The 21,544-nt window shown below is 65.5% G+C and carries 22 protein-coding genes; 8 read left to right on the forward strand and 14 right to left on the reverse strand.

Annotated features, from left to right (window positions below; genetic code table 11):
• Window positions 1–54 precede the first annotated feature (54 nt).
• The 3 genes from eno to EJC47_RS02270 all read left to right on the forward strand — a co-directional run bounded on the left by eno (window position 55) and on the right by EJC47_RS02270 (window position 3,965).
• Entirely contained in the window at window positions 55–1,332 is a 1,278-nt protein-coding gene (gene eno, locus EJC47_RS02260) for a phosphopyruvate hydratase (RefSeq protein ID WP_126845312.1), read from the forward strand.
• Window positions 1,333–1,417: 85 nt separating this feature from the next.
• A complete protein-coding gene (locus EJC47_RS02265) occupies window positions 1,418–1,705 on the forward strand; it encodes an FtsB family cell division protein (protein WP_052192411.1) in 288 nt (95 codons plus the stop codon).
• Between the two features lie 523 nt (window positions 1,706–2,228).
• Window positions 2,229–3,965 carry a DUF885 domain-containing protein gene (locus EJC47_RS02270; protein ID WP_126845313.1) on the forward strand — a complete coding sequence of 579 codons (1,737 nt, stop codon included), beginning with the start codon at window positions 2,229–2,231 and terminating at the stop codon, window positions 3,963–3,965.
• Between the two features lie 16 nt (window positions 3,966–3,981).
• Here the strand turns inward: EJC47_RS02270 and EJC47_RS02275 are convergent, their stop codons facing one another.
• Genes EJC47_RS02275 through EJC47_RS02285 form a run of 3 tightly spaced genes read right to left on the reverse strand, consistent with a single transcriptional unit; the run spans window position 3,982 to window position 6,375 of the window.
• Entirely contained in the window at window positions 3,982–5,376 is a 1,395-nt protein-coding gene (locus tag EJC47_RS02275) for an MFS transporter (protein WP_126845314.1), read from the reverse strand.
• Between the two features lie 55 nt (window positions 5,377–5,431).
• Entirely contained in the window at window positions 5,432–5,938 is a 507-nt protein-coding gene (locus EJC47_RS02280; RefSeq protein WP_126845315.1) for a pyridoxamine 5'-phosphate oxidase family protein, read from the reverse strand.
• Between the two features lie 50 nt (window positions 5,939–5,988).
• The gene (locus tag EJC47_RS02285) at window positions 5,989–6,375 is read right to left on the reverse strand and encodes a cupin domain-containing protein (protein WP_126845316.1); all 387 of its coding nucleotides are present in this window, start codon (window positions 6,373–6,375) and stop codon (window positions 5,989–5,991) included.
• A 234-nt stretch (window positions 6,376–6,609) separates the two neighbouring features.
• Between EJC47_RS02285 and EJC47_RS02290 the strand changes: the two genes are divergently transcribed.
• The gene (locus tag EJC47_RS02290; protein ID WP_171010487.1) at window positions 6,610–6,864 is read left to right on the forward strand and encodes a hypothetical protein; all 255 of its coding nucleotides are present in this window, start codon (window positions 6,610–6,612) and stop codon (window positions 6,862–6,864) included.
• Here EJC47_RS02290 and EJC47_RS02295 read toward each other — a convergent pair.
• The 8 genes from EJC47_RS02295 to EJC47_RS02330 form a co-directional block, all read right to left on the reverse strand.
• On the reverse strand, window positions 6,861–7,829 hold the full coding sequence (locus EJC47_RS02295; RefSeq protein WP_033965775.1) for a phosphatase PAP2 family protein: 969 nt from the start codon (window positions 7,827–7,829) through the stop codon (window positions 6,861–6,863). The genes EJC47_RS02290 and EJC47_RS02295 overlap by 4 nt on opposite strands.
• A gap of 148 nt (window positions 7,830–7,977) precedes the next feature.
• On the reverse strand, window positions 7,978–8,214 hold the full coding sequence (locus EJC47_RS02300) for a hypothetical protein (RefSeq protein WP_033965773.1): 237 nt from the start codon (window positions 8,212–8,214) through the stop codon (window positions 7,978–7,980).
• A 102-nt stretch (window positions 8,215–8,316) separates the two neighbouring features.
• Window positions 8,317–8,667 carry a DUF3147 family protein gene (locus tag EJC47_RS02305; RefSeq protein ID WP_126845317.1) on the reverse strand — a complete coding sequence of 117 codons (351 nt, stop codon included), beginning with the start codon at window positions 8,665–8,667 and terminating at the stop codon, window positions 8,317–8,319.
• A 138-nt stretch (window positions 8,668–8,805) separates the two neighbouring features.
• Window positions 8,806–9,291: a hypothetical protein gene (locus EJC47_RS02310; RefSeq protein ID WP_126845318.1), complete on the reverse strand. Its 486-nt coding sequence runs from the start codon at window positions 9,289–9,291 to the stop codon at window positions 8,806–8,808.
• A gap of 183 nt (window positions 9,292–9,474) precedes the next feature.
• Window positions 9,475–9,864 carry a type II toxin-antitoxin system VapC family toxin gene (locus EJC47_RS02315; RefSeq protein WP_126845319.1) on the reverse strand — a complete coding sequence of 130 codons (390 nt, stop codon included), beginning with the start codon at window positions 9,862–9,864 and terminating at the stop codon, window positions 9,475–9,477.
• Window positions 9,861–10,133, reverse strand: a complete 273-nt coding sequence (locus tag EJC47_RS02320; RefSeq protein ID WP_126845320.1) for a type II toxin-antitoxin system Phd/YefM family antitoxin — start codon at window positions 10,131–10,133, stop codon at window positions 9,861–9,863. Before EJC47_RS02320 ends, EJC47_RS02315 begins: the two co-directional genes overlap by 4 nt.
• 190 nt (window positions 10,134–10,323) lie before the next feature.
• Window positions 10,324–12,633 carry an ATP-dependent helicase gene (locus EJC47_RS02325; protein WP_126845321.1) on the reverse strand — a complete coding sequence of 770 codons (2,310 nt, stop codon included), beginning with the start codon at window positions 12,631–12,633 and terminating at the stop codon, window positions 10,324–10,326.
• A gap of 54 nt (window positions 12,634–12,687) precedes the next feature.
• Window positions 12,688–13,953, reverse strand: a complete 1,266-nt coding sequence (locus tag EJC47_RS02330; protein WP_126845322.1) for a glycosyltransferase — start codon at window positions 13,951–13,953, stop codon at window positions 12,688–12,690.
• A 252-nt stretch (window positions 13,954–14,205) separates the two neighbouring features.
• On the opposite strand from EJC47_RS02330, the gene EJC47_RS02335 reads away from it, so the two are divergent.
• Window positions 14,206–15,852 (forward strand): inorganic phosphate transporter, encoded by a 1,647-nt coding sequence (locus EJC47_RS02335; RefSeq protein ID WP_033966839.1) that lies wholly within the window; start codon window positions 14,206–14,208, stop codon window positions 15,850–15,852.
• A 148-nt stretch (window positions 15,853–16,000) separates the two neighbouring features.
• Here EJC47_RS02335 and rsmD read toward each other — a convergent pair whose 3' ends face one another.
• Both rsmD and EJC47_RS02345 read right to left on the reverse strand, forming a co-directional pair.
• Complete coding sequence (gene rsmD / locus EJC47_RS02340; protein ID WP_126845323.1) at window positions 16,001–16,549, reverse strand: 16S rRNA (guanine(966)-N(2))-methyltransferase RsmD; 549 nt, start codon at window positions 16,547–16,549, stop codon at window positions 16,001–16,003.
• A complete protein-coding gene (locus EJC47_RS02345; RefSeq protein WP_409574467.1) occupies window positions 16,549–17,691 on the reverse strand; it encodes a pseudouridine synthase in 1,143 nt (380 codons plus the stop codon). Before EJC47_RS02345 ends, rsmD begins: the two co-directional genes overlap by 1 nt.
• 246 nt (window positions 17,692–17,937) lie before the next feature.
• Here EJC47_RS02345 and EJC47_RS02350 point away from each other — a divergent pair, with 246 nt between their 5' ends.
• From EJC47_RS02350 to EJC47_RS02360, 3 genes are all read left to right on the forward strand, one after another.
• The gene (locus tag EJC47_RS02350) at window positions 17,938–18,375 is read left to right on the forward strand and encodes a response regulator (protein ID WP_126845325.1); all 438 of its coding nucleotides are present in this window, start codon (window positions 17,938–17,940) and stop codon (window positions 18,373–18,375) included.
• A gap of 145 nt (window positions 18,376–18,520) precedes the next feature.
• Complete coding sequence (locus EJC47_RS02355; protein WP_260591448.1) at window positions 18,521–20,221, forward strand: AmpG family muropeptide MFS transporter; 1,701 nt, start codon at window positions 18,521–18,523, stop codon at window positions 20,219–20,221.
• 58 nt (window positions 20,222–20,279) lie between these two features.
• The gene (locus tag EJC47_RS02360; RefSeq protein ID WP_185867538.1) at window positions 20,280–21,029 is read left to right on the forward strand and encodes a tetratricopeptide repeat protein; all 750 of its coding nucleotides are present in this window, start codon (window positions 20,280–20,282) and stop codon (window positions 21,027–21,029) included.
• On the opposite strand, the gene EJC47_RS02365 is transcribed toward EJC47_RS02360, so the two are convergent.
• Window positions 21,019–21,477, reverse strand: a complete 459-nt coding sequence (locus tag EJC47_RS02365; protein WP_126845327.1) for a DUF6628 family protein — start codon at window positions 21,475–21,477, stop codon at window positions 21,019–21,021. The two genes, EJC47_RS02360 and EJC47_RS02365, sit on opposite strands and share 11 nt — an antisense overlap.
• Window positions 21,478–21,544 lie beyond the last annotated feature (67 nt).

The raw sequence follows: 21,544 nt of genomic DNA on the forward strand, positions 1-21,544 counted from the left end.
TTAGCCGATAGAGGCACGCGCGAACCCTCTCAGACCCGTTAGAAGGATCGTTCCATGACCGCAATCATCGACATTCACGCCCGCACGATCCTGGACAGCCGCGGCAACCCCACGGTGGAGGTCGATGTAATGCTTGAAGACGGCAGTTTCGGCCGCGCGGCGGTGCCTTCGGGGGCCTCGACCGGCGCGCATGAAGCGGTCGAAAAGCGCGACGGCGACAAGAGCCGCTGGGGCGGCAAGGGCGTCGATGCCGCCGTTCAGGCCGTGAACGGCGAGATTGCCGATGCCGTGCTCGGTTTCGAAGCCGAGGACCAACGCGAGATCGACCACACGATGATCGAGCTCGACGGCACCGAAAACAAAAGCCGCCTGGGTGCCAACGCCATCCTCGGCGTCAGCCTCGCGGTGGCCAAGGCAGCGGCCGATGCGCGCACGCTGCCGCTGTATCGTTATGTCGGTGGGGTTTCGGCGCATGTGCTACCGGTGCCGATGATGAACATCATCAACGGTGGCGAACATGCTGACAACCCGATCGACTTTCAGGAATTCATGATCGTGCCGGTCGGCGCGAGCTCGATGATCGAGGCGGTGCGCTGCGGTTCGGAAATTTTTCACACGCTCAAGAAGGCGCTGCACGAAAAGGGCCTGGCAACGTCGGTCGGCGACGAGGGCGGCTTTGCGCCCAACATTGCGTCCACCAACGAAGCGATCGAATTCATCCTGCGCTCGATCGAGACGGCGGGCTACACGCCGGGTGACGACGTGATGCTGGCGCTCGATTGCGCCGCGACCGAATTCTACAAGAACGGCAAGTATGAGATTTCGGGCGAGGGCAAGAGCCTGTCGAGCCATGAGATGGCCGAATATCTTGCCGATCTGACGCGCCGCTATCCGATCTTCTCGATCGAAGACGGCATGGCCGAAGACGATTGGGAGGGCTGGAAGGCGCTGACCGACATGGTCGGCAATAAGGTTCAGCTGGTTGGCGACGATCTCTTCGTCACCAATCCCAAGCGCCTGAAGCGTGGCATCGAAGGCGGCTATGCCAATTCGCTGCTGGTCAAGGTGAACCAGATCGGTACGCTGACCGAAACGCTCGAAGCCGTTTCGCTGGCGAACCGAGCGGGCTATACCGCCGTGATGTCGCATCGCTCGGGCGAGACGGAGGACACGACGATAGCCGATCTGGCTGTCGCGACCAATTGCGGACAGATCAAGACCGGCAGCCTCGCACGCTCCGACCGGCTTGCCAAATACAACCAACTGATCCGTATCGAAGAGGAATTGGAGGGGGCTGGCGTGTATGCCGGTCGCTCCGTCATCCGCGCGTAAAAATGTAGTAAATACGGGCTTGATCCACGAGTCGCGATGCGCGAGAATCGCGACCGTGATCAAGAAGCCATCTCTCCTCCGCACCATGCTCCGCCGCGCCATCGCGCCGGCGGCGTTGATGATCGTCGGCGTGTTCTTCGGGGGGTATGCGATCTTCGGGCCGAATGGGGCGCTGGCCTATGGTGATATCGAGCGCCAGCTTGCTGTGAAGCAGCAGCAGCTGGCGATGCTCGACAAGACGCGCGCCGAGCTGAAGAACCGGGTCGATCTGCTCGACCCGAAACATGCCGATCCGGATCTGGTCGATGAATTGGCGCGCAAGGATCTGGGGGTAGCACATCAGGATGAAGTGATCGTCCCGCTGGAGAAATGACCAGTCCCGTCCTTTGGTGATCCGTTGCGGGACTGAGCGGGTGGCAGGTTGACGGCGGCAAAGGCCCACAATGATATCGCCGCGATGCTCTCTAGTCGTCTTTTCATCGGGTGCCTGCGCCACCGGTACATTTCTCTTGACCGGCTCCATTATCAGGATCAGCCTCCTCTTCGATACGAGCGACGCATAACGTCGCCGGTCGAGGAGAGGGATGATGGCTATTCGCGTGGCAATCAAAGCACCTGGAGGTTTTTGCAGATCGGATGCTTGGGGCATATTCCAGGCAACGATAGCGGTCGTGACGCTGATTGGGTCTTTCTGGTCGATCGGACTGTTGCTGTAACCTGTAAATAGGTTCGTCATCTCGGGAGACCGATCGCTCACCGCGCTGGCGCGTGCGCGGAACGGTCTCCACTCTGTGGATAATCTGATACGAAAATGCTCTCTGGGGTCCTCTTGGAGGGCTGGCGCGGGTTGCTGCAAGCTGTCAGCTTCCGCACGTACACGAATCAAAAGGATCAACATGCGCAAGGTGTTACTGGCGGGCATTGCGGGGCTCGCGCTGGTGTCGTGTACTGCGCGGTCGGCTGAACCGACGGGCACGATGGCTCCGCTCACAGCATTGCCCACAGCCGACTGGAAGAGCTTCCGCGACACCTTCATCGAGGATTGGTTCAAGATTTCCCCGGCGGACGCGGTGTATCAGGGGCGGCATGATTTCGATGGCGGGCTGGGTGACTGGACGCCGGGTGGCCTGAAACGACAGGGCGACTTTTTCCGCGAGGCAATCACCAAGGCCAGGGCCTTCGACACCGCCAAGCTGAGCCAGGATGAAGCGTTCGAACGCGATTATCTGGTGACGGTGGCACAGGGTAAATTGTTCTGGCTCGAAGATGCGGATTCGCCGCACCGCAACCCGGCCTGGTATGTGAATGCCGGGCTCGACCCCAACGTCTATATCGCGCGCCATTATGCCGATGCGCCGACGCGGATGCGGGCGATGATCACTTTCCTGCGCAAGATCCCCGACGCGGCCGCGCAGATCAAAGCCAACCTCAAGGCGCCGATGCCGCTCAGCTACGTCAATTTCGGCGTCGCGGCATTCAACGGCTTTGGCGATTATTACACCGGGGACGCGAAGAAGGCGTTTGCCGATGTGAAGAGCCCGGCGCTGCAGGAAGAGTTCGACAAGGCGGCGACGGCCGCGTCCAAGGCGATGCACGATCTCGGCAAATGGGTGGAGGGCCAGCGCGGATCGGCGACGCAGGACTTTGCGCTGGGGGCCGACCGCTTCTCGCGCATGATTAAGATGACCGAAGGCGTCGACGTGCCGCTGGCGACGCTGGAGGCGGCGGGCAAGGCCGATCTGCTGCGCAACCAGAAGGCGCTGGCCGAGGCGTGCGCGCAATTCGCACCGGGTGCCACGATCCCGGCCTGCATGGCCAAGATGAACGCCAACAAGCCCGCCAATAACGATCCCGTCGCAGAGGCGCGCAAGCAGATCCCCGAATTGCGCGCGTTCGTGCTGGCCAATGACATCGTGACCATCCCCGACAACGAACAGGCGCTAGTCGAGGAGAGCCCGCCCTATAACCGGCAGAACAGCGCCTATATCGATCCGCCCGGGCCGTTCGAGAAAGGTATCCCCTCGGTCTATTACATCTCCCCGCCAGACCCGGCGTGGAGCAAGGCCGAGCAGGAGGGCTTCATCCCCGGCAAGATGGATCTGCTGTTCACCTCGGTCCATGAAGTGATGCCGGGGCATTTCCTGCAATTCCGCCATGCCAATGCCTCGCCGTCGATCTTCGGGCGGCTTTTCGTCGGCTATGCCTTTGCCGAGGGCTGGGCGCATTATGCCGAGGAGATGATGTGGGAAGCAGGGCTCCACAAGGGCGATGCCGAGACACATATCGGGCAATTGTCGAACGCGCTGCTGCGCGATTGCCGCTATCTGTCGGCGATCGGGATGCACACGCAGGGCATGACGCAAGAGCAATCGCGCAAGATGTTCGTCGAGCAATGCTATCAGGACGAGGGCAATGCCAAGCAGCAGTCGGCGCGCGGCACCTATGACCCGGCCTATCTCAATTACACGATGGGCAAGTTGATGATCCGTAAGCTGCGTGCCGACTGGACCGCGACGCATGGCGGGCGCGCGGGATGGAAGGCGTTCCACGACCAGTTCCTGCGCTATGGCGGGCCGCCGATCCCGCTGGTGCGCAAGGCGATGTTGGGCGGCGACGGCAAGGCGGTGTTCTGAACCCCCGCGCGGGCGTTCAGCGCACCTGGCTTGCCGGCTGAACGTCCGCCGCTTCCTCGGTCTTGGGCATGCGGATCGAGGGGCGCAGCCGCGCCAGGCTGCACAGCCCGGCGATGAAAGCGAGGCCCGCCGCCACCAGCGGCGGCGTGGCCCCACCGCCGATCCCCAGCGCAAGCAGCGCGGCAACCAGCGTTGCGCCGGTGGTCTGGCCCAGCAAGCGCGTGGTCGAGACTAGGCCGCCCGCTGCCGCTGCGCGCTCGCGCGGCGCGCTACCGATAATCAGGCGCGCATTGGGTGGCAAAAAGGTGCCGAACCCGCCGCCGCACAGCGCCATCCGCCAGATCACGTCGAAATGCGTCGGGTGGGCTGGCATGTCGGCGATCAGCAGCAACGCCACGATCGAGATCGCCATGCCGATCCCGCCGAGCGCGCCCGCCGGGATGCGGCTCGACAGCCAGCCTGATAGGGGCGCGACGATGATGTTGGTGAGCGGCCAGGGGGCCATCAACAGCCCCATTTCGGGCGCGGTGAAGCCGAACTCGCTGGTCAGGCGGAACGGCATCGAGATGATCAACGTCATCGAAGCGATGAAGGCGGTATAGGCACCGATCACCGACAAGCGCAGCACGGGGCGTTCCAGCAAATCGATCGGCAGGATCGGATCTGTTTCGCCGCGCTCGCGCCGCACGAAATAGTAGCCGACCAGGACCCCGGTCAGCACGATCGCCGCGGACACGACCCGGCTGTCGCCATGGACCGCCGTCTCCAGGCCTCCGATGATCAGCCCAAACGTCGCGGCGCACATCACGCCGCCCAGCACGTCGAACGGCGTGTCCCCAGGCGGAGTATCGGGCAGAGCGCGACCGAGGATCAGCGATCCGATGGCAAAGGGCACGGCGCTGGCAAAGACCCACGGCCAAGGTGCCACGCCGAGGATGAACCCGCCGAGCGACGGGGCAAGTGCGGCACCAGCCGAGACGATCGCGGAATTGATGCCAAGGCCGCTGCCGAGTTGCTTGGCAGGGTAAGTGGAGCGGATCAGCGCCGACGATACGCTGAGCGCCGCAGCCGCGCCCATCGCCTGCGCTGCGCGGACGATCAGCAGGAAGGGCAGGCTCTTCGCGAAGAAGCACAGCAGCGTGGCGACGGTGAACACCATCTGCCCGATCTGGTACATGCGCTTCAGGCCAATGCGCTCGCCCAGCCCGGCAAAGGGCAGCAGCAGCATCACCAGCATCAATTGATAGACGGTTACCACCGTGACCGCCGACGACTGATCGATCTTCAGATCGCGCGCGATCGTCGGCAGCGCGATGTTGGCGACGCCGCCGTCGATGATGATGAGCGCGGTGCCGAGACAGAGCGCGGCGATGGCCGCATAGCGGCGGGGTAGGGGAAGGCCATCAGTCATGCGAGCGTGCTAATCCTCGGCCCGCACAGTGCAAGCAACCTTCCCCCATTTATAGTCAGCCAAGCGAAACTTCGGCGACCTTGTCCTTGTAATCCTGCTTGGGATCGATCCCGAGCAGCACCTTCACCCCGGCAAGCATGCTCGACGCATCGACCCAGATTTGCGCGCGCTCGGTATCCAGCCGCAGCAATTGCAGCTTGGGGTCGTCCTTGCCGCCTTCATACCAGGCCGCGACGAAGCTGTTCCACAGCCGGTCGATGACCGCACGATCATTCTCGGCGACCAATGTGCCGTGGATCGTCGCGAACACGTCATTGCCCTTGGACGCAAAGGTGGCGACAGCGCGGCTGTCATGCTTCAGGTCGGCGACCAGTTCGGTGTCCTTCGAGGTGAAGAAATAGATCGGGCCGCGATCGTCGTCGCCGTCAAGCTGGCCCGTCATCGGGCGCGTATGGCCCTCGTCCACGCCGGCCAGGCCGAGCATCATCGTCCGGTCGGAGCGCAGCGCCTTCCAGAATTTGGCTTCGATTTCAGCGTCATTTGCGGTGCTGGTGTTGAACATGGCATCGTCTCCTTGCCCGTTCCGAACGGGCAGAGGACGATGCGGTTCCCTCACTCGGGGGACCAGCCGGGCGGCGCCAGCTCGAACCCCGCGAAATCAAAGGCTGGGGTGACGACGCAACTGACCAGCGCCCAGCCTTCGCGCGCCTCCGCCGATTGCCAGGCGTTGGCGGGGACGATCACCTGGGGCGCGGTTCCGGTGAGCTGGTGCTCGGTTTGGTCGATCAACAAGGTGAGCGGCGCGCCCGCATGCCACAACCACAGTTCGGTCGCGTCTACACGATGCCAGTGCGACCGCTGCCCATCTTCCAACAGGAACATAATGGCCGTCGCCAGCCCGCGGCCGCCATCCGGCGAAGGCTGGCGCATCGTTTCGCGATACCAGCCGCCTTCGGGGTGGGGGGACAGGTCCAGCGAGGCGATCAAGGTATGCGACATCGCACATGCTGTTAGGGCAGACGCCCCTTGGAGGCGACAGGAATTGAACATGAGGCTCTCCGCTCTCAGCGCGCTCCCACGATCGGGGCGGAGTTGGTTCTTGCTGCATCGCACCATTTTCGGTACAGCATCGTCATCAAGACTCCCGAGTATCAGGGCTACGCCGTGCAAAATCCCTCCGGGCCGACCGGCCCCGTTCCGACTGTCTTCGAAGCTATTGTCCGGAAGCGGTGCTTGCGCGCTACCTACAATCGCACCGATATTACGCTCGCACCGCACATCATCTATACGCGCCACGATGACCTGTTCGTGGATGGTGTCGTGCTCGAGCGCGATGGCAAGCCGCCGCGCGAACTGAAGCTTGGGACGTTCAAGCTGGCCGGGCTCAATGGCGTCGGCCTGACCGAGCGCGACTTCGATGCCAACCCGCTGTTCGCCGCCAACGATCCGAAATATGGCGAAGCCGCTTTGATGGCGGTGGAGGCTTAACGCCCGCGCGCCGCCAAATGGCGGCGCACCATCGCCACCAGCGTCAACGCAACCCCGGCGACGGCGGCACCGGCCACCATGTCCGCCAGATAATGCGTGCCCTCGACCGGTGTGGCGAGCAACATCGCCGTGCTGAGGACCACGACCGGCCCGCGCAGCCGGAGCAACGGCCAGCCTGCCGCGATGTACAGCACCGCGCTTGCGGTGTGGAAGCTGGGGGCAGAGACGAGCCCGCGCAGCGATCCCAGATCGATCTCCAGTAACGCGTGGGCCCGCAATTGGGGAATCAGTTCTGCCTCGTACAGCGCACTTTCCGGCAGATAGGGGACCGGGCCGTGCCACAGCGTGGCGAGTGGCCCCACCGCCGGAAGATAGCGGAACAGCAACAGGCATAACACGGCCGCCACCCAGAAGCTGGCGATGAAGGCACGCGCCTCGGTGCGTTTGTCGGCCCAGGCGCAATAGCCGAGGATCAAAGCAGGGGTGACGAAGATGCTCTGATAGGCGGCGGTCCCGAGCAATTGCAGCGACCGATGGGCGGCGACCGCGCGATACCAGGCAAGCCAGTCGAACCGCAGCGCGACGTCGATTTGCTGGAGCAGCGGATCGATGCTGCCGCGCGTATCGGCCGCCAGCGGATAGGTGGCGACCGCGCCGAGCAAGGCGATCCCCGTGAACAGGCCGACCGATTCCGATAAATCGCGGGCGACGCGCTGCGCCGGGCTGGCGGGTGTTCGCATGGCATAGCGCAGCCCGATCGCCAGCGCGGCGAACATCGAAAAGATCAGCGTGCTGGGCGTGCGCGGACGGATGGTCATCCCCGCATCCCACAGCAGCGATCCGACGCATAGGGCGCTGAAGGCGAAGCCGAGCACGAGCCAGCGGCCGGGGATCAGGCCAGGCTGCGCCGTGCTGCCGGGATAGAGCGGTGCTGACAGCGGGAAGAAGGTGGTGGGACGGTTCACGGGGCGCCTGATGAGCAGACGATGTTCGCAATCGCCGACTGGGAAGGGGTATGCGATGCCGCGAACGGCTACCCTTCATGCCGTGAACTTTTTGTGACGTCCAGATGACATTTTGGGCGAGGAGGGGTGCCCCCTCCTCGCGCCAGGGTCAGCGGTAGCAGACCGTCACACGACGGTGATGACGCCATTCGGTGTGGCAGCGCGGACGGTGGCGATCGCCGCCATAATAACGGCCATGGTCGCGCCAGTCGCGACGGTCGCCACGATGATCGTAGCGATGGTCATAACGAGGGCGATCGCCGCGATAGTCCTGCGCGGAGGCTGCAGTGGAAACACCAAGCCCGGCAACCATGAGCCCGGCGGCGATAAGGTGGGTCAGCTTCATGTCCTGTCCTTTCGGCCCGACGATCGGGCGTGGGTCTTCTTTACGCTTTACTGTCGCGATGGTTGCTGAACGCGTTTGTAGGGCTGCGTACAGCTTGGCGCGTTACAGCGCGATGCCGATCCGCGGCGCGAGCGCGACCATGCCGAGATACAGCAATACCGTCAGCGCGCAGCCCAGCCCGAGCGCGGGCCAGAAACCGATGCCTGCACGCAGCAAGGCGGGAATGACGAGGAACATCGGCAGCGACGGCAGCACATACCAGAAGGTCGCCTGGACGTGCGCCGCCATATTGGCGGAGTCGGGCTTCTCGCCCCACAGCCAGATCATGCCGAGCACCGACACCAGCGGCAGCGACGCCACCAGCGCGCCGAACCCCGGATAGCGCTTGGCCAGCGTCGAGGCGATGGCAATCAGGATGCCAGAGATCAGGGCCTTCAGCGCGAGGAACAGCATGGCCCCTATATGCGGCCGGGCGCGGGCGGAGGCCAGCGGCATTGCGCATTGGGCGAAGGTAACGAAGGTAAGCCCATGTCTCCGCGCGGGCGCGTCGAAGCGGTGGCGAGCGACGACGAGCCGTGTGCCTGGGCGCGGTCATTCGGCGTGCTCATCGGGGGCGGGCGTGTCGCCCAGCGCAGCCAGCGCCGCGTGCAAGCTCATGGCATCCGGCTCGACCGGCGGCATCGCGCGCAGCACGGCGAGCACCAGCCGATTGTCGAACGCCTGCCGCACCCCGATCTGTCGCCCGCGATAGAAGATGGGCGTCGCGGTGCCGATGAGCGCGCGTTCGATCGCCAGATCGACTACGCGGTCCCGCCCTTCGCCGAGCGCCGCCTCCCATGCCGCCGCGAAGCTCTCCGCACCGGCGCGCTTGCGCAACGCGTAAGCCGATTTCGCCGACATCCCGACCGCGCCCGCCGCCGCCGACACCACGCCGATGCGGGCGAGTTGCTCGAGAAAGGCGCGCTGCCGCTCGGGCGTACAGCCGTCATGCCGGGTCGAGCCGCTTGGCACGGGGGTGAAGGGGATGTCCGCGGCCGCGTCTGGCTCGGCGGGCGGCAAGGCGGGATAGGGGCGCATCGCCGATTGTATGTCATAGTGGCAGGTTTGTAGGACAGCGGGATTTTGGGTGGAATTTTCCGGCAGCGCCGTGGGTGTGAAGATATCAGGCGGCGCGACTCCATGTCTCAGCTACCGGGGCACCGCTGAGCCGTTGCTGAGGTGAGGGCGCGTCGCGAGAGAGCGTTTGTTAGGGTGAGCGCGTCACCCCGCCAGCGCCGCGATGACATCCGTCTGCGCGAAATCGTTTCCGACAAACAGCAACGGGCAGTTATGCGCCGTCGCCAGCGCATAGGCGAAGGCGTCGCAGATGTTGAGGGCGGCGGGATGGTGACGTTTGCCCCAGCGGAGATAGGCGCGCACGGCGGCGTAGCCGAGCTCCCCGGTCAGCGGCTCGACGGTCAGCGCGAGGTCGTCGATCAAGCGCGCCATTTCGCCGTGCAATGCGCGACCGGCCGCGACGATCAGGGCTTCGGTCAGGGTCGGTGCCGCGATGCGGATGTCCAGCTCGCGGGCGACGACGGTGCGACACGCGGCGGCTTCGGGTTCACCCAGCAGGATCGCCATCAGCGCCGACGTATCGACGATGATCATGCAGGCAGGCCGTTGTCATCGTACAAATAATCCGCGCTGCGAGCGGCGCTGGGCTTGCCATCGGGGCCGCGTTCGCGCGCCGCCGCTATGGCGCGATCGATGGCATCGAGCCGCCGTTGGCGCACCGCTGCCATATCGACTTCCTCGGTAACGCGCGTCAGCCGCACGGTCGGGTGGCCGCGGCGGGTGAGGGTGATCTCCTCGCCTGCTTCCGCACGGCGGACGAGGTCGGTGAGTTGGGCTTTGGCGTCGGATACGGAGATGTGCATCGGGCGGGTCCTTCTTGGACCAAGTACATAGACCATTTTGCGTGTTTGGCCAAGTGCTGGGCCCCTTACTGCCCCTCTCCCGCGCTTCGCTTCGCTCGCTTGCCAGTTTCGGGTCAACCGTGCCCCGCACGGCTGAGGATCGTCCGGGGGACGATCCGACCCGAAACTCCCCGGAGGGGAGAGGGAGTTCTCACCCCACCGTCACGAAACTATCCATCACCCGTTTCCGCCCGGCGCTCTCGAAATCGATCTCCAGCTTATTGCCTTCGATTTCGGCGATCAGGCCGTAGCCGAATTTCTGGTGGAACACGCGTAGCCCGACCGCCACGTCCGAGCGGCCCTTATTGCCGAGGCTGATCGCCGAGGCGCGCGATTCCTGCACGCGGGACGGTTCGCGCGAGAAGGTGCGGCTGGTGAAATCGCCGCCGGGCTTGGTGCCGCCGATCCCCGCCGCGCGCTGCCAGCCGGGGCCGCGGCCGGTGCTGCGGGCGACATTGGCGAAGGGGTCGGCGCGTTCGGACCAATTGGCGCGCCACAGGCTCTCGCCGCCCGCCAGACTCGATTCCGCCTCGATATGTTCGGGCGGCAATTCGCCGACGAAGCGGCTGGGGATGCTGCTCGTCCATTGGCCGTAAATGCGGCGGTTCGCGGCGTGGAGGATGATCGCGCGGCGGCGCGCACGGGTGATGGCGACGTAGGCGAGGCGGCGTTCTTCCTCCAGGCTCTTGGTGCCGCCTTCGTCGAGCGCGCGCTGCGACGGGAACAGCCCTTCCTCCCAGCCGACCAGGAACACCGTGTCATATTCCAGCCCCTTGGCGGCGTGGATCGTCATGATCGTGACCTTGGGGTCCTCGGCCGACGCCTCATTGTCCATGACGAGGCTGACATGTTCGAGGAACGCGCCGAGCGTCTCATATTCCTCCATCGCGCGGACGAGTTCGGTGAGGTTTTCGAGCCGACCCGCCGCCTCGACCGATTTCTCGGCCTGGAGTGCGGCGGTATAGCCGCTTTCATCAAGGATGATGCGCGCGAGATCGCCATGCGGCAGCTCGGTCATTTGCGCGCGCCACCGCGCCATATCGATGACGAGATTGCCGAGCGATTTGCGTGCAGCCCCGGTCAGTTCATCGGTGTCGAGCAGTCGCGCGGCGGCGGTGACCAGCGGCACCTGCTGCGCGCGGGCGAGCTGGTGGACCTTGGCGACGGCCTTGTCGCCCAGGCCGCGTTTGGGGACGTTGACGATGCGATCGAAGGCGAGGTCGTCGGCGGGCTGCGCCACCACGCGCAGATACGCGAGCGCGTCGCGAATTTCGGCGCGTTCGTAGAAGCGGAAGCCGCCTATGATGCGATAGGGGATGCCGGTGGCGATGAAGCGGTCTTCGAACTCGCGCGTCTGGTGCTGCGCACGCACGAGGATGGCGATGTCGTCGAGGCTCTTGCCGGCCCTTTGCGCGCTTTCGATTTCCTCGCCGACGCGGCGGGCTTCCTCTGGGCCGTCCCATACGCCCAAGACCTTGACCTTCTCACCCGCGTCGAGCTCGGTCCAGAGTTGCTTGCCGAGGCGGCCGCTATTGTTGGCGATCACGCCAGAGGCGGCACCGAGGATGTGCGGGGTGGAGCGGTAATTCTGCTCGAGCCGGATGATCTTGGCACCGGGGAAATCCTTCTCGAACTTCAGGATATTCTCGACCTGCGCGCCGCGCCACGAATAGATCGACTGGTCGTCATCGCCGACACAGGCGATGTTCTTGCGCTCCTGCGCGAGCAGGCGCAGCCACAGATATTGGACGCTGTTGGTGTCCTGATATTCGTCGACCATGATATATTTGAAGCGGCGCTGGTAATCGGCCAGCACGTCGCGGTCGCGCTGCAGGATGACGAGCATGTGCAGCAGCAAATCGCCGAAATCGCAGGCGTTGAGCGCGATCAGGCGGGTTTGATAGGCGGCGTAGAGTTCCTGCCCGCGGCCATTGGCGTAGAGTTCGCTCTCGCCCGCGTCGATTTGGGCGGGGGTGAGGCCCTTGTTCTTCCAGCCGTCGATCAGCCCGGCAAGTTGGCGCGCGGGCCAGCGTTTCTCGTCGAGATCGGCGGCCTGGATGAGCTGCTTCAGCAGGCGCAACTGGTCGTCGGTGTCGAGGATGGTGAAGTTGCTTTGCAGGCCGACGAGCTCGGCATGGCGGCGCAGCATCTTGGCGCCGATCGCGTGGAAGGTGCCGAGCCAGGGCATGCCCTCGACCACATCGCCGACCAGCCGCCCGACGCGGTGGCGCATCTCGCGCGCGGCCTTGTTGGTGAAGGTGACGCTGAGGATTTCGCTCGGCCAGGCCTTGCGCGTGGCGAGCAGATGCGCGAGCCGGGCGGTGAGCGCGGCGGTCTTGCCGGTGCCGGCCCCCGCCAGCACCAATATGGGGCCTTCGGTGGTCAGCACGGCTTCGCGCTGCTGCGGGTTGAGGCCCGCGAGATACGGCGGATCGTGCGGGGTGGGGGCAGGCAGAGTCATCGGTGAACAGGTAGGGAACGCGCGCGGATCGGGCAAGCGCGTCGTATAAGGGGTTTACGTGGCCCGGCTTGGGACGGGGTCGCTGCGCGGCGTATCGATCGCGGTTTCGGCGGCGCGAGCGGCGGCGAGCATGCGCATCAGGCCGAGATATTTGTCGGTGGCCGATTCGATCGTGAAGGTGGCAGCGGCGGTGCGGCGCGCGGCGGCGGTGGTGGCCGAATCGGGCGGGATCGTCATCATCGCCTCGGCCAGCGCTACAGCATCGCCGGTCGGGACCAGATGGCCGAGCGTGCCGTGGCCGAGCAGATCGGCCATGCTGCAGCAGCAATCGGTCGCGATGATCGGCAGCCCCGCCGCCAGCGCCTCGATCACCACGGCGGGGACGCCTTCATAATCCGAGGACAGCACAAAGGCGTCGGCCTCGGCCAGCCAGCCGTCGAGCGGATCGACATGTCCCGGCATATAGACGGACCCGGCAATGCCCAGTCGCGCCGCCTGCGCCTCAAGCGCGCGACGTTCCGGGCCTTCCCCAAGGATGCGCAGCGTATCGTCGGGCTTGGCGATGCGCGCGAACGCCTCGAGCAGCAGCGCGAAATTCTTCTGCGGGGCAAGGCGGCCGACCGCGAGATAATGGCGGCCCGGTCGCGCACGCACCACGGCGTCGCGCGCGGCCGCCAGACGGCGGAGGTCGGCATCGGCCAGGGCGGGGTCGGCGATCACGCTGATGCGGTTTTGCGGCACGCCGATCAACCGCGCGATTTCGCCGCGCATCGCCGGGGCCATACCGACGAAATGGTCGAGATGGCGGCCCTGGATGCGCAGCCAGCGACGATAGAAATAGCGCAGCGGGGGTGACATGTCGGCGCGGACCAGATCGTTGCTGATCTTCACCACGATCGGCGGACAGGCGCTGCCAAGCGTCAGTTTCAGCGCGACCGCCAGGCTGGTATAGGTGTTGCCCGCGCAGAACAGCACGTCAGGGCGCTGGCGCGCGATGATCGCGGGCATGCCGCGCAGCAGCGCCGCGAAGCGCGTAATGCCCCGCGCACGCGGCCGGTGATGGATTTGCGATAAGGCCTGCAAGGCGATTGGTGGCGCGATGCTGGCATCGGCCACGACCATGTGCGCATCGACCCCGGCTGCCGTCCACGCGGCATGCAGCCGCGCGGCGATCCGTTCGACCCCGCCGGGGGCAAAGCTGTTCAGAAAGGTCAGCACACGTAACGGCGCGCGGGTTCGCGCTGTGCGGCTGGAGCCACGGGCAAGATGCAGTTGCGCGCGCTGGCCGATGTCCCCCGGTGCCGAGGCGACGTCAAACATGATGATAGCCCCTCCAGGTCGCCTTCCGCCCAGGGCGTTGCATAAGCGAGCGGGCCGCACTGTGCAAATCGTTCGCCGGACGCAGCGTCCGACAGCACCCGTTTCGCAAATCGGGCCGCTGCAGCGAGCGGCGGCCTGGACCGAGGAACTGCCTTTGAGGGCTGGCTTTTGGCACTTCAGGCGGGTATCGGGCCACCAACCGCACCGCACGTCATCAACCCGTAACACAACCGAGCGAAGGCCTTCAACGGCATGGCTACCACTTTCCCAGCGTCCCCCGAATCGGCGACGGACGCTTCGCACGGGCCGCGGCTCGATCATCGTTTGCACCCTGCCGGGCGCTGGATTTTCCTGGCGCTGCTGGCGGTGGGGGTCGGCTATGCCGGCTACAGCATCATCGTCGACACCGCTCAGGTGGGCGAGGGGCTGGCGCTCGGCACCTTTGCTTTCCTTGGGCTGGCGCTCTTGATCGCGCTTGGCTTCGAGTTCGTGAACGGCTTCCATGACACCGCCAATGCAGTGGCAACGGTTATTTACACCCATTCGATGCCCGCTGCGCTGGCGGTGGTATGGTCTGGTTTTTTCAACTTCCTGGGCGTGATGCTGTCGAGCGGAGCAGTCGCTTATTCGATCATCACGCTGCTGCCGGTCGACCTCATCCTCCATGTCGGCAGCAATGCCGGCTTTGCGATGATTTTCGCGCTGCTGCTGGCGGCGGTACTGTGGAATCTGGGCACCTGGTATGTCGGCTTGCCCAATTCATCGAGCCACGCGCTGATCGGATCGATCCTCGGCGTCGGCCTTGCCAACCAGCTTATGACGGCCGGGACCGGCGGCACTTCGGGCGTCGACTGGAGCCAGGCGACCAAGGTTCTGACCGGGCTGTGGATGGCACCGCTGATCGGTTTCGGTGCAGCCTTCCTCTTGCTGCACGTGATGAAACTCGTGCTGCGCAACCCCAAGCTGTACAGCGAGCCCGAGGGCACCGCGCCGCCGCCCAAGGGCATTCGTGCGCTGCTCATCTTCACTTGCACGGCCGTCAGCTTCGCGCATGGCGGCAATGACGGGCAGAAGGGCATGGGGCTGATCATGCTGATCCTGATCGGCTGCGCGCCGACGGCGTATGCGCTCAACCGTACCATGCCGCAGAGCGAGACGCCTGCTTTCGTGGCGAGTGCCAATGCGGCAGCCGCCGCTTTCGCCACCCACGCCGGGTCGCATGATGCGCCGACCGACCTTGACACAGCGCGCACGGTTCTGACGCGGGCATTGCAGGCGCGCCATGCCGATACGCCGCAAGTCTTTGCCGCTGCCGACGCGTTGTCGCGTGATTTGGGGCATCGGATCGGCGCTTACGGGTCGCTCGACAAGGTCCCCGCTGCCGCGACGCCCAATCTGCGCAACGACATGTATCTGGTGCTCGATAGTGCGCGGCTCGCGACCAAGGACAAGGAAGCCTCCGCCAAGATCTTCAGCGCGTCAGAGCTGGCGGCGATCAAGGCGTATCAGACCAATCTCGAAAAGGGCACGCGCTACATTCCGGTGTGGGTCAAGGTGATCGTCGCGCTTGCGCTGGGCCTTGGGACGATGGTCGGCTGGCGGCGGATCGTCATTACCGTTGGCGAGAAGATCGGCAAGTCGCACCTGACCTATGGCATGGGCGCATCGGCCGAGCTGGTTGCGGCGGGAACGATCCTGGCGGCCGAAGTTTACGGCTTGCCGGTGTCGACCACGCACATCCTGTCGTCGGGCGTCGCCGGTGCCTCGGTTGCGAGTGGCGCTGGCTTGCAGCCGCGCACGATCGGTTCGATGGCGCTGGCATGGGTGTTGACGTTGCCCGCCGCGATGGCGCTGGCTGGCGGGCTGTATTGGGTGTTCCTGGGGCTGACCAAGATGTGAGCTTAGCCCCTCTCCCGGCGGGAGAGGGTGGCCGAGCGTAGCTCGGACGGGTGAGGGCGATCGGGCATGCGCCATCCGCGCGTCACCCTCACCCTTCCGGCGCTTTGCGCGCCTCCCTCCCTTTCCCGGTGGGAGAGGGATTGGGGGATTAGACCCGGCGCAGCAGCGTGATTCTGGCCTTGCCGTGGACGCGGCTGACGTCTTCCACAAAGCCTGCCACTTCGACCAGTTCGGGCTTGGCGGTTTCGATGCTGATCCAGGTCGCATCGCCGATCCAGCCGAGCCGGGCGAGCTTGTCGAGCGCGACCGCGCCCGCGCCGCTGGCATAAGGCGGGTCCATCACGATCAGGTCGAGCGGGGCGACTGCATGGCCCAGCGCCAGCACCGATTGCGCGCGGACATCGGCACCGATTTCCTTGGCGCCGCCGAGCTTGGTGATGTTGGTGCGCAGCGCGTCGAGCGCGGCCTTGTCCTGTTCGACGAAGATGCACGAGGCGGCACCGCGCGACAGCGCCTCCAGCCCCAGCGCGCCCGATCCGGCAAAGAGATCGGCCACCGCCAGATCCTCGAAACTGCCGAGGCGGCTGGCGAGCATCGAGAACAACGCCTCGCGCACACGGTCTGCGGTGGGACGGGTGGCATCACCCTTCGGCGCGACGATCGGACGACCGCGCCACTTTCCAGCGATGATTCGCATTACTTCCTGGTCCGGCTCTTATGGGTCTTGACGGTGCGCGGCTTGGACGGGCGGGCCAGCGCCTTGCCCGGCGTGCGCGGGGTGGATTTGTTGGGGGCGCGTTCGGCGCGTTCCGGGCGTTCGGTCCGCTCGGCCGACTTGGCATCGCGCGGCGGCTTGGCGCGCACGTTGCGGCCGAGTTCGGGGTTGAACACGCGCTTGGGGCGGGTGTCGGCGACGGGCGCGGCAGTGCCGGCCTTGGGCTTGGCGTCGTAGAAACGCTTCACCTTGGTCGCCTTGGTCAGCACCACCGGATCGCGGCCGGGCTGCGCCTGGCGCACCGGCTCGGCAAAGGCCTCCTTGTCGGCACGGTTGGCGGTCGCCTTGGTGATGCGGCGCACCGGGCGTGGCTTGGGCAGCGAGGTGGGGGCGGTGGACTCATTGGGGTTGATGCGCCCGCGCCCGGCAGGGCGGGGCTTCTCGACCAGCTTGGGCGCTTCGCCGCCGCCCTTGCGCGTCGGGTCCTTGCGGAAGGCGACGACGTCATGCTGCTTGATTTCGCCGATTTCGCCTACGGGCAGGTCGCCCAGTACGAACGGACCGTAGCGGGTGCGGATCAGGCGCGAGACCTTGAGCCCGAGATATTCGAGCACGCGGCGCACTTCGCGATTCTTGCCCTCGGTCAGGATCAGTTCGATCCAGACATTGGCGCCGGTGCGGCGTTCGAGATTGGCGTCGATCGCGCCATAGCGAACGCCTTCGATCTCGACGCCGTGGATCAGCTCTTCGAGCTGCTCCTGCGTGATCGGGCCATAAGCGCGGGCGCGGTACGCGCGTTCGACGCCGGTTGCCGGCAATTCGAGCTGGCGTTTCAGTTCGCCATCGGTGGTGAGCAGCAGCAGCCCCTCGGTCGCGAGATCGAGGCGGCCGACCGGAACCAGGCGCGGCAGCCCCTCGGGCAGGCGATCATAGATGGTCGGGCGGCCGGCGGGGTCGCGCTCGGTGACGAGCAGGCCGGGCGGCTTGTGATAGAGGAACAGCCGCGCGGCGGCGGGCGCTTCGACGGGTTCGCCATCGACGGTAACCCCGGCGAGTGAGGTGAGGATCGTCGCGGGCGTATCGAGCACCACGCCGTTGAGCGCGACGCGCCCTTCGGCGATCATGCGCTCGACTTCACGACGCGAGGCGACGCCCGCACGGGCGAGGAGCTTGGCGATCCGCTGTTGCTCTTTGGGGCGATCTTTGGGGGGCATTGGTCTTGACACCGCGCCTTGATAGACAATTTGTTCAAAAGTGCCCGTACAAAATACATTGCGTCCTATCTCGTAGCCAAACGTTCAGGCACGGGTGCGTAACGAGGGCGAGACGCGCAGCCTGTTGAGCGCGGGCACAAGGTGGGTGGTGAAGCGATGTTGTTCGCCAAAAAGAAGCGGCGGATCTCCAGATTGTTGCTCGTCGAGGACGAACCACTGGTCGCCTTCGACACCGAACATTTCCTGCGCGACGCCGAATTCGAAATCGTCGCGACGGTCGACCGTGTCAGCGACGCGCTCGCCGTGATCGCCGACGCGCGTGACATCGATTTGGTGCTGGTCGATATCAGCCTGGCCGATGGCAGCGGCATCGATGTCGCCCGCGCGGCGCACCAGGCCGGGGTGCCGGTGCTGTTCGTGACCGGATCGTGCCCCGAAGGCGGGCGCGCCGTGGCGGCGGGCTGTCTGTCCAAGCCCTATGCGCAGCGCGACTTGCTCGCCGCGATTGCCGCGATCGAGGCGGTGCTCGACGGGCGCAAGCCGCGGCGGGTGCCGGGCGGGCTGAGCTTGTTTGCGGGTGTGACGGAAGCGTAGGTCGCCATCGGTCAGCCGGGCATTATCGGGGGCGGGGCCCGGTGACGACGAACTCGGGGCTCATCGCCCTTCCGCTCGCGATTTTTGGCGCTAGTCTCCGGCGCGTACGGGCCGACACGCCCGCTGGCGGTTCGAAGGGGAATCTGTGACTGTTACGGAAATGCGCGAGGATACCGCCCCGCCGATCAAGCCAAAAGGCTGGCGGCTGCTCAAGGCGGCGCTGCAGACGCGCAAGGCGGCGTCGATGCTCGCCTTCAGTTTCTCCTCGGGCTTGCCGTTCGCGTTGCTGATCGGGACGCTGACGGCGTGGCTCGGCGAAGTGAAGGTCAACCTCGCGACGATCGGCGTGCTGTCGTGGGTCGGGCTGACCTATGCGTTCAAATTCCTGTGGTCGCCGCTGGTCGATCGCACGCGTCCGCCGCTGCTCGGGCGGATCGGGCGGCGCAAAAGCTGGATCGTGCTCTGCCAGGGGCTCATCATCCTGGGCTTGATCGGGCTGGTGGTGACCGACCCCACCGTCCACATTGCGCGCTTCGCCTTGTTTGCGTTCGTCGCGTCGATCGGTTCGGCGACGCAGGACGTGGCGATCGATGCGTGGCGGATCGATGTGGCCGACGAACGCACGCCGGTTGAACTGCTGTCCGCAATCTACCAGCTCGGCTATCGCACCGCGAGCATCGTCGGCGGGGCGTTTGCGCTGTTTCTAGCGGCGCGCATGTCGTGGCCGACGGTCTATCTGCTGATGGCGTGTCTGATCGGAGTGATGCTGCTGATCGCCTTAGTCGCGCCCGATACCGAACGCAGCCCCGATGTCGCAGCCGATTTGCTCGACCAGCCGGGCGAGATCGCGCCGCGCGCGCGCGCCATCGCGCTCCTCATTGTCGGGTCGAGCTGGGTGTGGGCCATCGTCCGCATCGTCGTGTTCATGACGAGCATGCTGGCCGAGGTGCCGCCGGGCGGCAAACGGCCGTCGGCGGGGGATTTCCTGAAATATAACGGGCCGCTGATCGTGCTTGCGACGGTGATCGTCCCGCTGATCGTGGCGGCGGTGCTCAACTGGCTGAAGCTGCGCGGGCATCAGGTGCAGGCCGTCGCCGATACGCGGGTGTCGCCTGCGCGGACGATCGCCAACCACCTTTATCGCGCGCTGATCGCGCCGCTCGCCGATTTGACCGAGCGGATGCGCTGGGGGGTGCTGGTGGTGATCGGGCTGATCCTCACTTACGCCTTGTGCTACAATGTCTGGGCCTCGTTCGCTTACCCGTTCTACCTCGATTACATGCACTATACGAAGGACGAGGTGGCGTTCGCGTCCAAGATTTTCGGCATCGTCATGTCGATTGTCGGGGTGAGCGTCGGCGGCTATCTGTTCCTGCGGATCGGGCGGTTTCCAACGGTGCTCATCGGGGCGGCGCTGCCGATCTTCGGCAATTTCCTCTATGCCGATCTCGCCGACGGTGCGCCCTATATCGACGTCGTATTGCAGACGCTGCGGCTCGATGTGCTGGCGCAGGCGCTTGGCGGAGATCTGCGCATCGCACGGCTGCTGCTGACGATCGCGTATGAGAACGTCTCGACCGGCATCGCGGGGGCGGCGTTTGTCGCCTATGTTTCGGGCATCGTCAGCAAGAAATATTCGGCGGTGCAATATGCCTTGCTGTCCTCCTTGACGTTTCTTATCGGGTCGCTGGGTAAGGGCTTTGCGGGCGAGTTGATCGACAAGATCGGCTATGCGGCGGTGTTCCGCGACGTTGCGGTGCTGGGGCTGCTGGCGATTGTCTTCGTGTTGCTCGAATGGTGGCGTTCGACCCGCAGCAGCGCCGTGGCGGCGATTGGGCAAGGCTGATGCTGGGTGTTTCGATCACCCCGCGCGTGCGGGACTAACTGGGCGGAGCGCGATACCGATGTTCTACCTCCTCACCATCGCCATTCAGGTGCTGTGCGTGATCGATGTGATCCGCAACGGGCGCAATCAGCTGTGGATCATGGCGCTCGTGTTCCTGCCGCTCGCCAGCACGATCGCTTATGTCGTGTTGGAGGTGTATCCGCGCTTCCAGGGCAACCGCCACGTCCGCACCGCGCGGGCGACGGTGGCGGCGAAGCTCGATCCCGACAAGGATGTGCGCGCGGCGCGTGGGGCGCTGGCGATGGCCGATACCGTCGCCAACCGCATGCGGCTGGCCGATGCGTTGGCGGCGCAGGGCAATTATGCCGAGGCACTGCCGCTCTACCGCGAGGCGGCTGAGCGCGGCCCGGTCGATACGCGCAGCGCCGAGAAGCGCGCGCGTGCCGAGTTCGAGACGCACGATCCCGCCGCCGCGCTGGCGACGCTCGACGCCGCGCCGCCCGCCTCGGCGCAAAGCGACCGCGACCGGATCGGCCTGCTGCGCGCGCGCATTCTCGATGCGCTGGGGCGCAAGGACGAGGCGCTGGCGCTCTATGCCGATCTGGTGACGCGCTTGCCGGGGGAGGAGGGGCGCTGCCGCTATGCCGCGCTGCTGCTCGACCAGGGCTGGGACAAGAAGGCGCGCGACGTGCTGGAGGAAGTGGAAGCGCGGATGAAACTGCTCGACCGCCAGCAGCGCGCTGCCGAGGCGGAAATGTACCGCTGGGCGATGGCGCGGCTGGGCGAACTGCGCGCGGTCAAGGCGTAAGCGGCCGCCCGGCATCGGCGAACGCCTGCGCCACGGCGGTGATGCTGGCGAGCACGCCGTCGGGGCGACGCAGGCCGATCAAATCCCCCAGCAGCAGCCGCGCGGTGTCGGGCGCGGTTTCCGCCCGGCCGACGATCGTGAGGATCGTCGCTTCCGACGCCGTCATCCGCATGCAGCAGCAGGGCGCGATCGTGATCGGGCAGGTCGCATTGTGCGCCAGATCGGCCATCATCGTGCGCATCAGCAGCAAGGGGCGGCGGAAATCCTGGCCGAACGCCTGGAACAGCGCGCTCGCGGCATGCGCGTCCTTTAGGCCGTGCGCCCCCATCCGGCGGAAGGCGAACAGCAGCAGGCGCGTGTTGGGATTGTCCGGCATCGGGTTGGGCAGGCTGGGCGAATAACGAGACGGTGACGTGGGCGCGGATGGCGGGTTGGGGGCAGTGGTCATGGCGATGCTCCGTTGCAGGGGAGCATCTTCCAAGATTCGCTATTGCAAGTCAATCGCAATAAAGAAA

Origin of the sequence: Sphingomonas sp. TF3 (genome assembly GCF_003985085.1) — a bacterium.
Lineage (GTDB): Bacteria > Pseudomonadota > Alphaproteobacteria > Sphingomonadales > Sphingomonadaceae > Sphingomonas.

Excerpts from the sequence above, each read along its gene's own strand:
- eno (WP_126845312.1), top strand. The coding sequence starts at position 55 with ATGACCGCAATCATCGACATTCACGCCCGCACGATCCTGGACAGCCGC.
- EJC47_RS02265 (WP_052192411.1), top strand. The coding sequence starts at position 1,418 with ATGCTCCGCCGCGCCATCGCGCCGGCGGCGTTGATGATCGTCGGCGTG.
- EJC47_RS02270 (WP_126845313.1), top strand. The coding sequence starts at position 2,229 with ATGCGCAAGGTGTTACTGGCGGGCATTGCGGGGCTCGCGCTGGTGTCG.
- EJC47_RS02275 (WP_126845314.1), bottom strand. The coding sequence starts at position 5,376 with ATGACTGATGGCCTTCCCCTACCCCGCCGCTATGCGGCCATCGCCGCG.
- EJC47_RS02280 (WP_126845315.1), bottom strand. The coding sequence starts at position 5,938 with ATGTTCAACACCAGCACCGCAAATGACGCTGAAATCGAAGCCAAATTC.
- EJC47_RS02285 (WP_126845316.1), bottom strand. The coding sequence starts at position 6,375 with ATGTCGCATACCTTGATCGCCTCGCTGGACCTGTCCCCCCACCCCGAA.
- EJC47_RS02300 (WP_033965773.1), bottom strand. The coding sequence starts at position 8,214 with ATGAAGCTGACCCACCTTATCGCCGCCGGGCTCATGGTTGCCGGGCTT.
- EJC47_RS02305 (WP_126845317.1), bottom strand. The coding sequence starts at position 8,667 with ATGCTGTTCCTCGCGCTGAAGGCCCTGATCTCTGGCATCCTGATTGCC.
- EJC47_RS02310 (WP_126845318.1), bottom strand. The coding sequence starts at position 9,291 with ATGCGCCCCTATCCCGCCTTGCCGCCCGCCGAGCCAGACGCGGCCGCG.
- EJC47_RS02315 (WP_126845319.1), bottom strand. The coding sequence starts at position 9,864 with ATGATCATCGTCGATACGTCGGCGCTGATGGCGATCCTGCTGGGTGAA.
- EJC47_RS02320 (WP_126845320.1), bottom strand. The coding sequence starts at position 10,133 with ATGCACATCTCCGTATCCGACGCCAAAGCCCAACTCACCGACCTCGTC.
- EJC47_RS02325 (WP_126845321.1), bottom strand. The coding sequence starts at position 12,633 with ATGACTCTGCCTGCCCCCACCCCGCACGATCCGCCGTATCTCGCGGGC.
- EJC47_RS02330 (WP_126845322.1), bottom strand. The coding sequence starts at position 13,953 with ATGTTTGACGTCGCCTCGGCACCGGGGGACATCGGCCAGCGCGCGCAA.
- EJC47_RS02335 (WP_033966839.1), top strand. The coding sequence starts at position 14,206 with ATGGCTACCACTTTCCCAGCGTCCCCCGAATCGGCGACGGACGCTTCG.
- rsmD (WP_126845323.1), bottom strand. The coding sequence starts at position 16,549 with ATGCGAATCATCGCTGGAAAGTGGCGCGGTCGTCCGATCGTCGCGCCG.
- EJC47_RS02345 (WP_409574467.1), bottom strand. The coding sequence starts at position 17,691 with ATGATCGCCGAAGGGCGCGTCGCGCTCAACGGCGTGGTGCTCGATACG.
- EJC47_RS02350 (WP_126845325.1), top strand. The coding sequence starts at position 17,938 with ATGTTGTTCGCCAAAAAGAAGCGGCGGATCTCCAGATTGTTGCTCGTC.
- EJC47_RS02360 (WP_185867538.1), top strand. The coding sequence starts at position 20,280 with ATGTTCTACCTCCTCACCATCGCCATTCAGGTGCTGTGCGTGATCGAT.
- EJC47_RS02365 (WP_126845327.1), bottom strand. The coding sequence starts at position 21,477 with ATGACCACTGCCCCCAACCCGCCATCCGCGCCCACGTCACCGTCTCGT.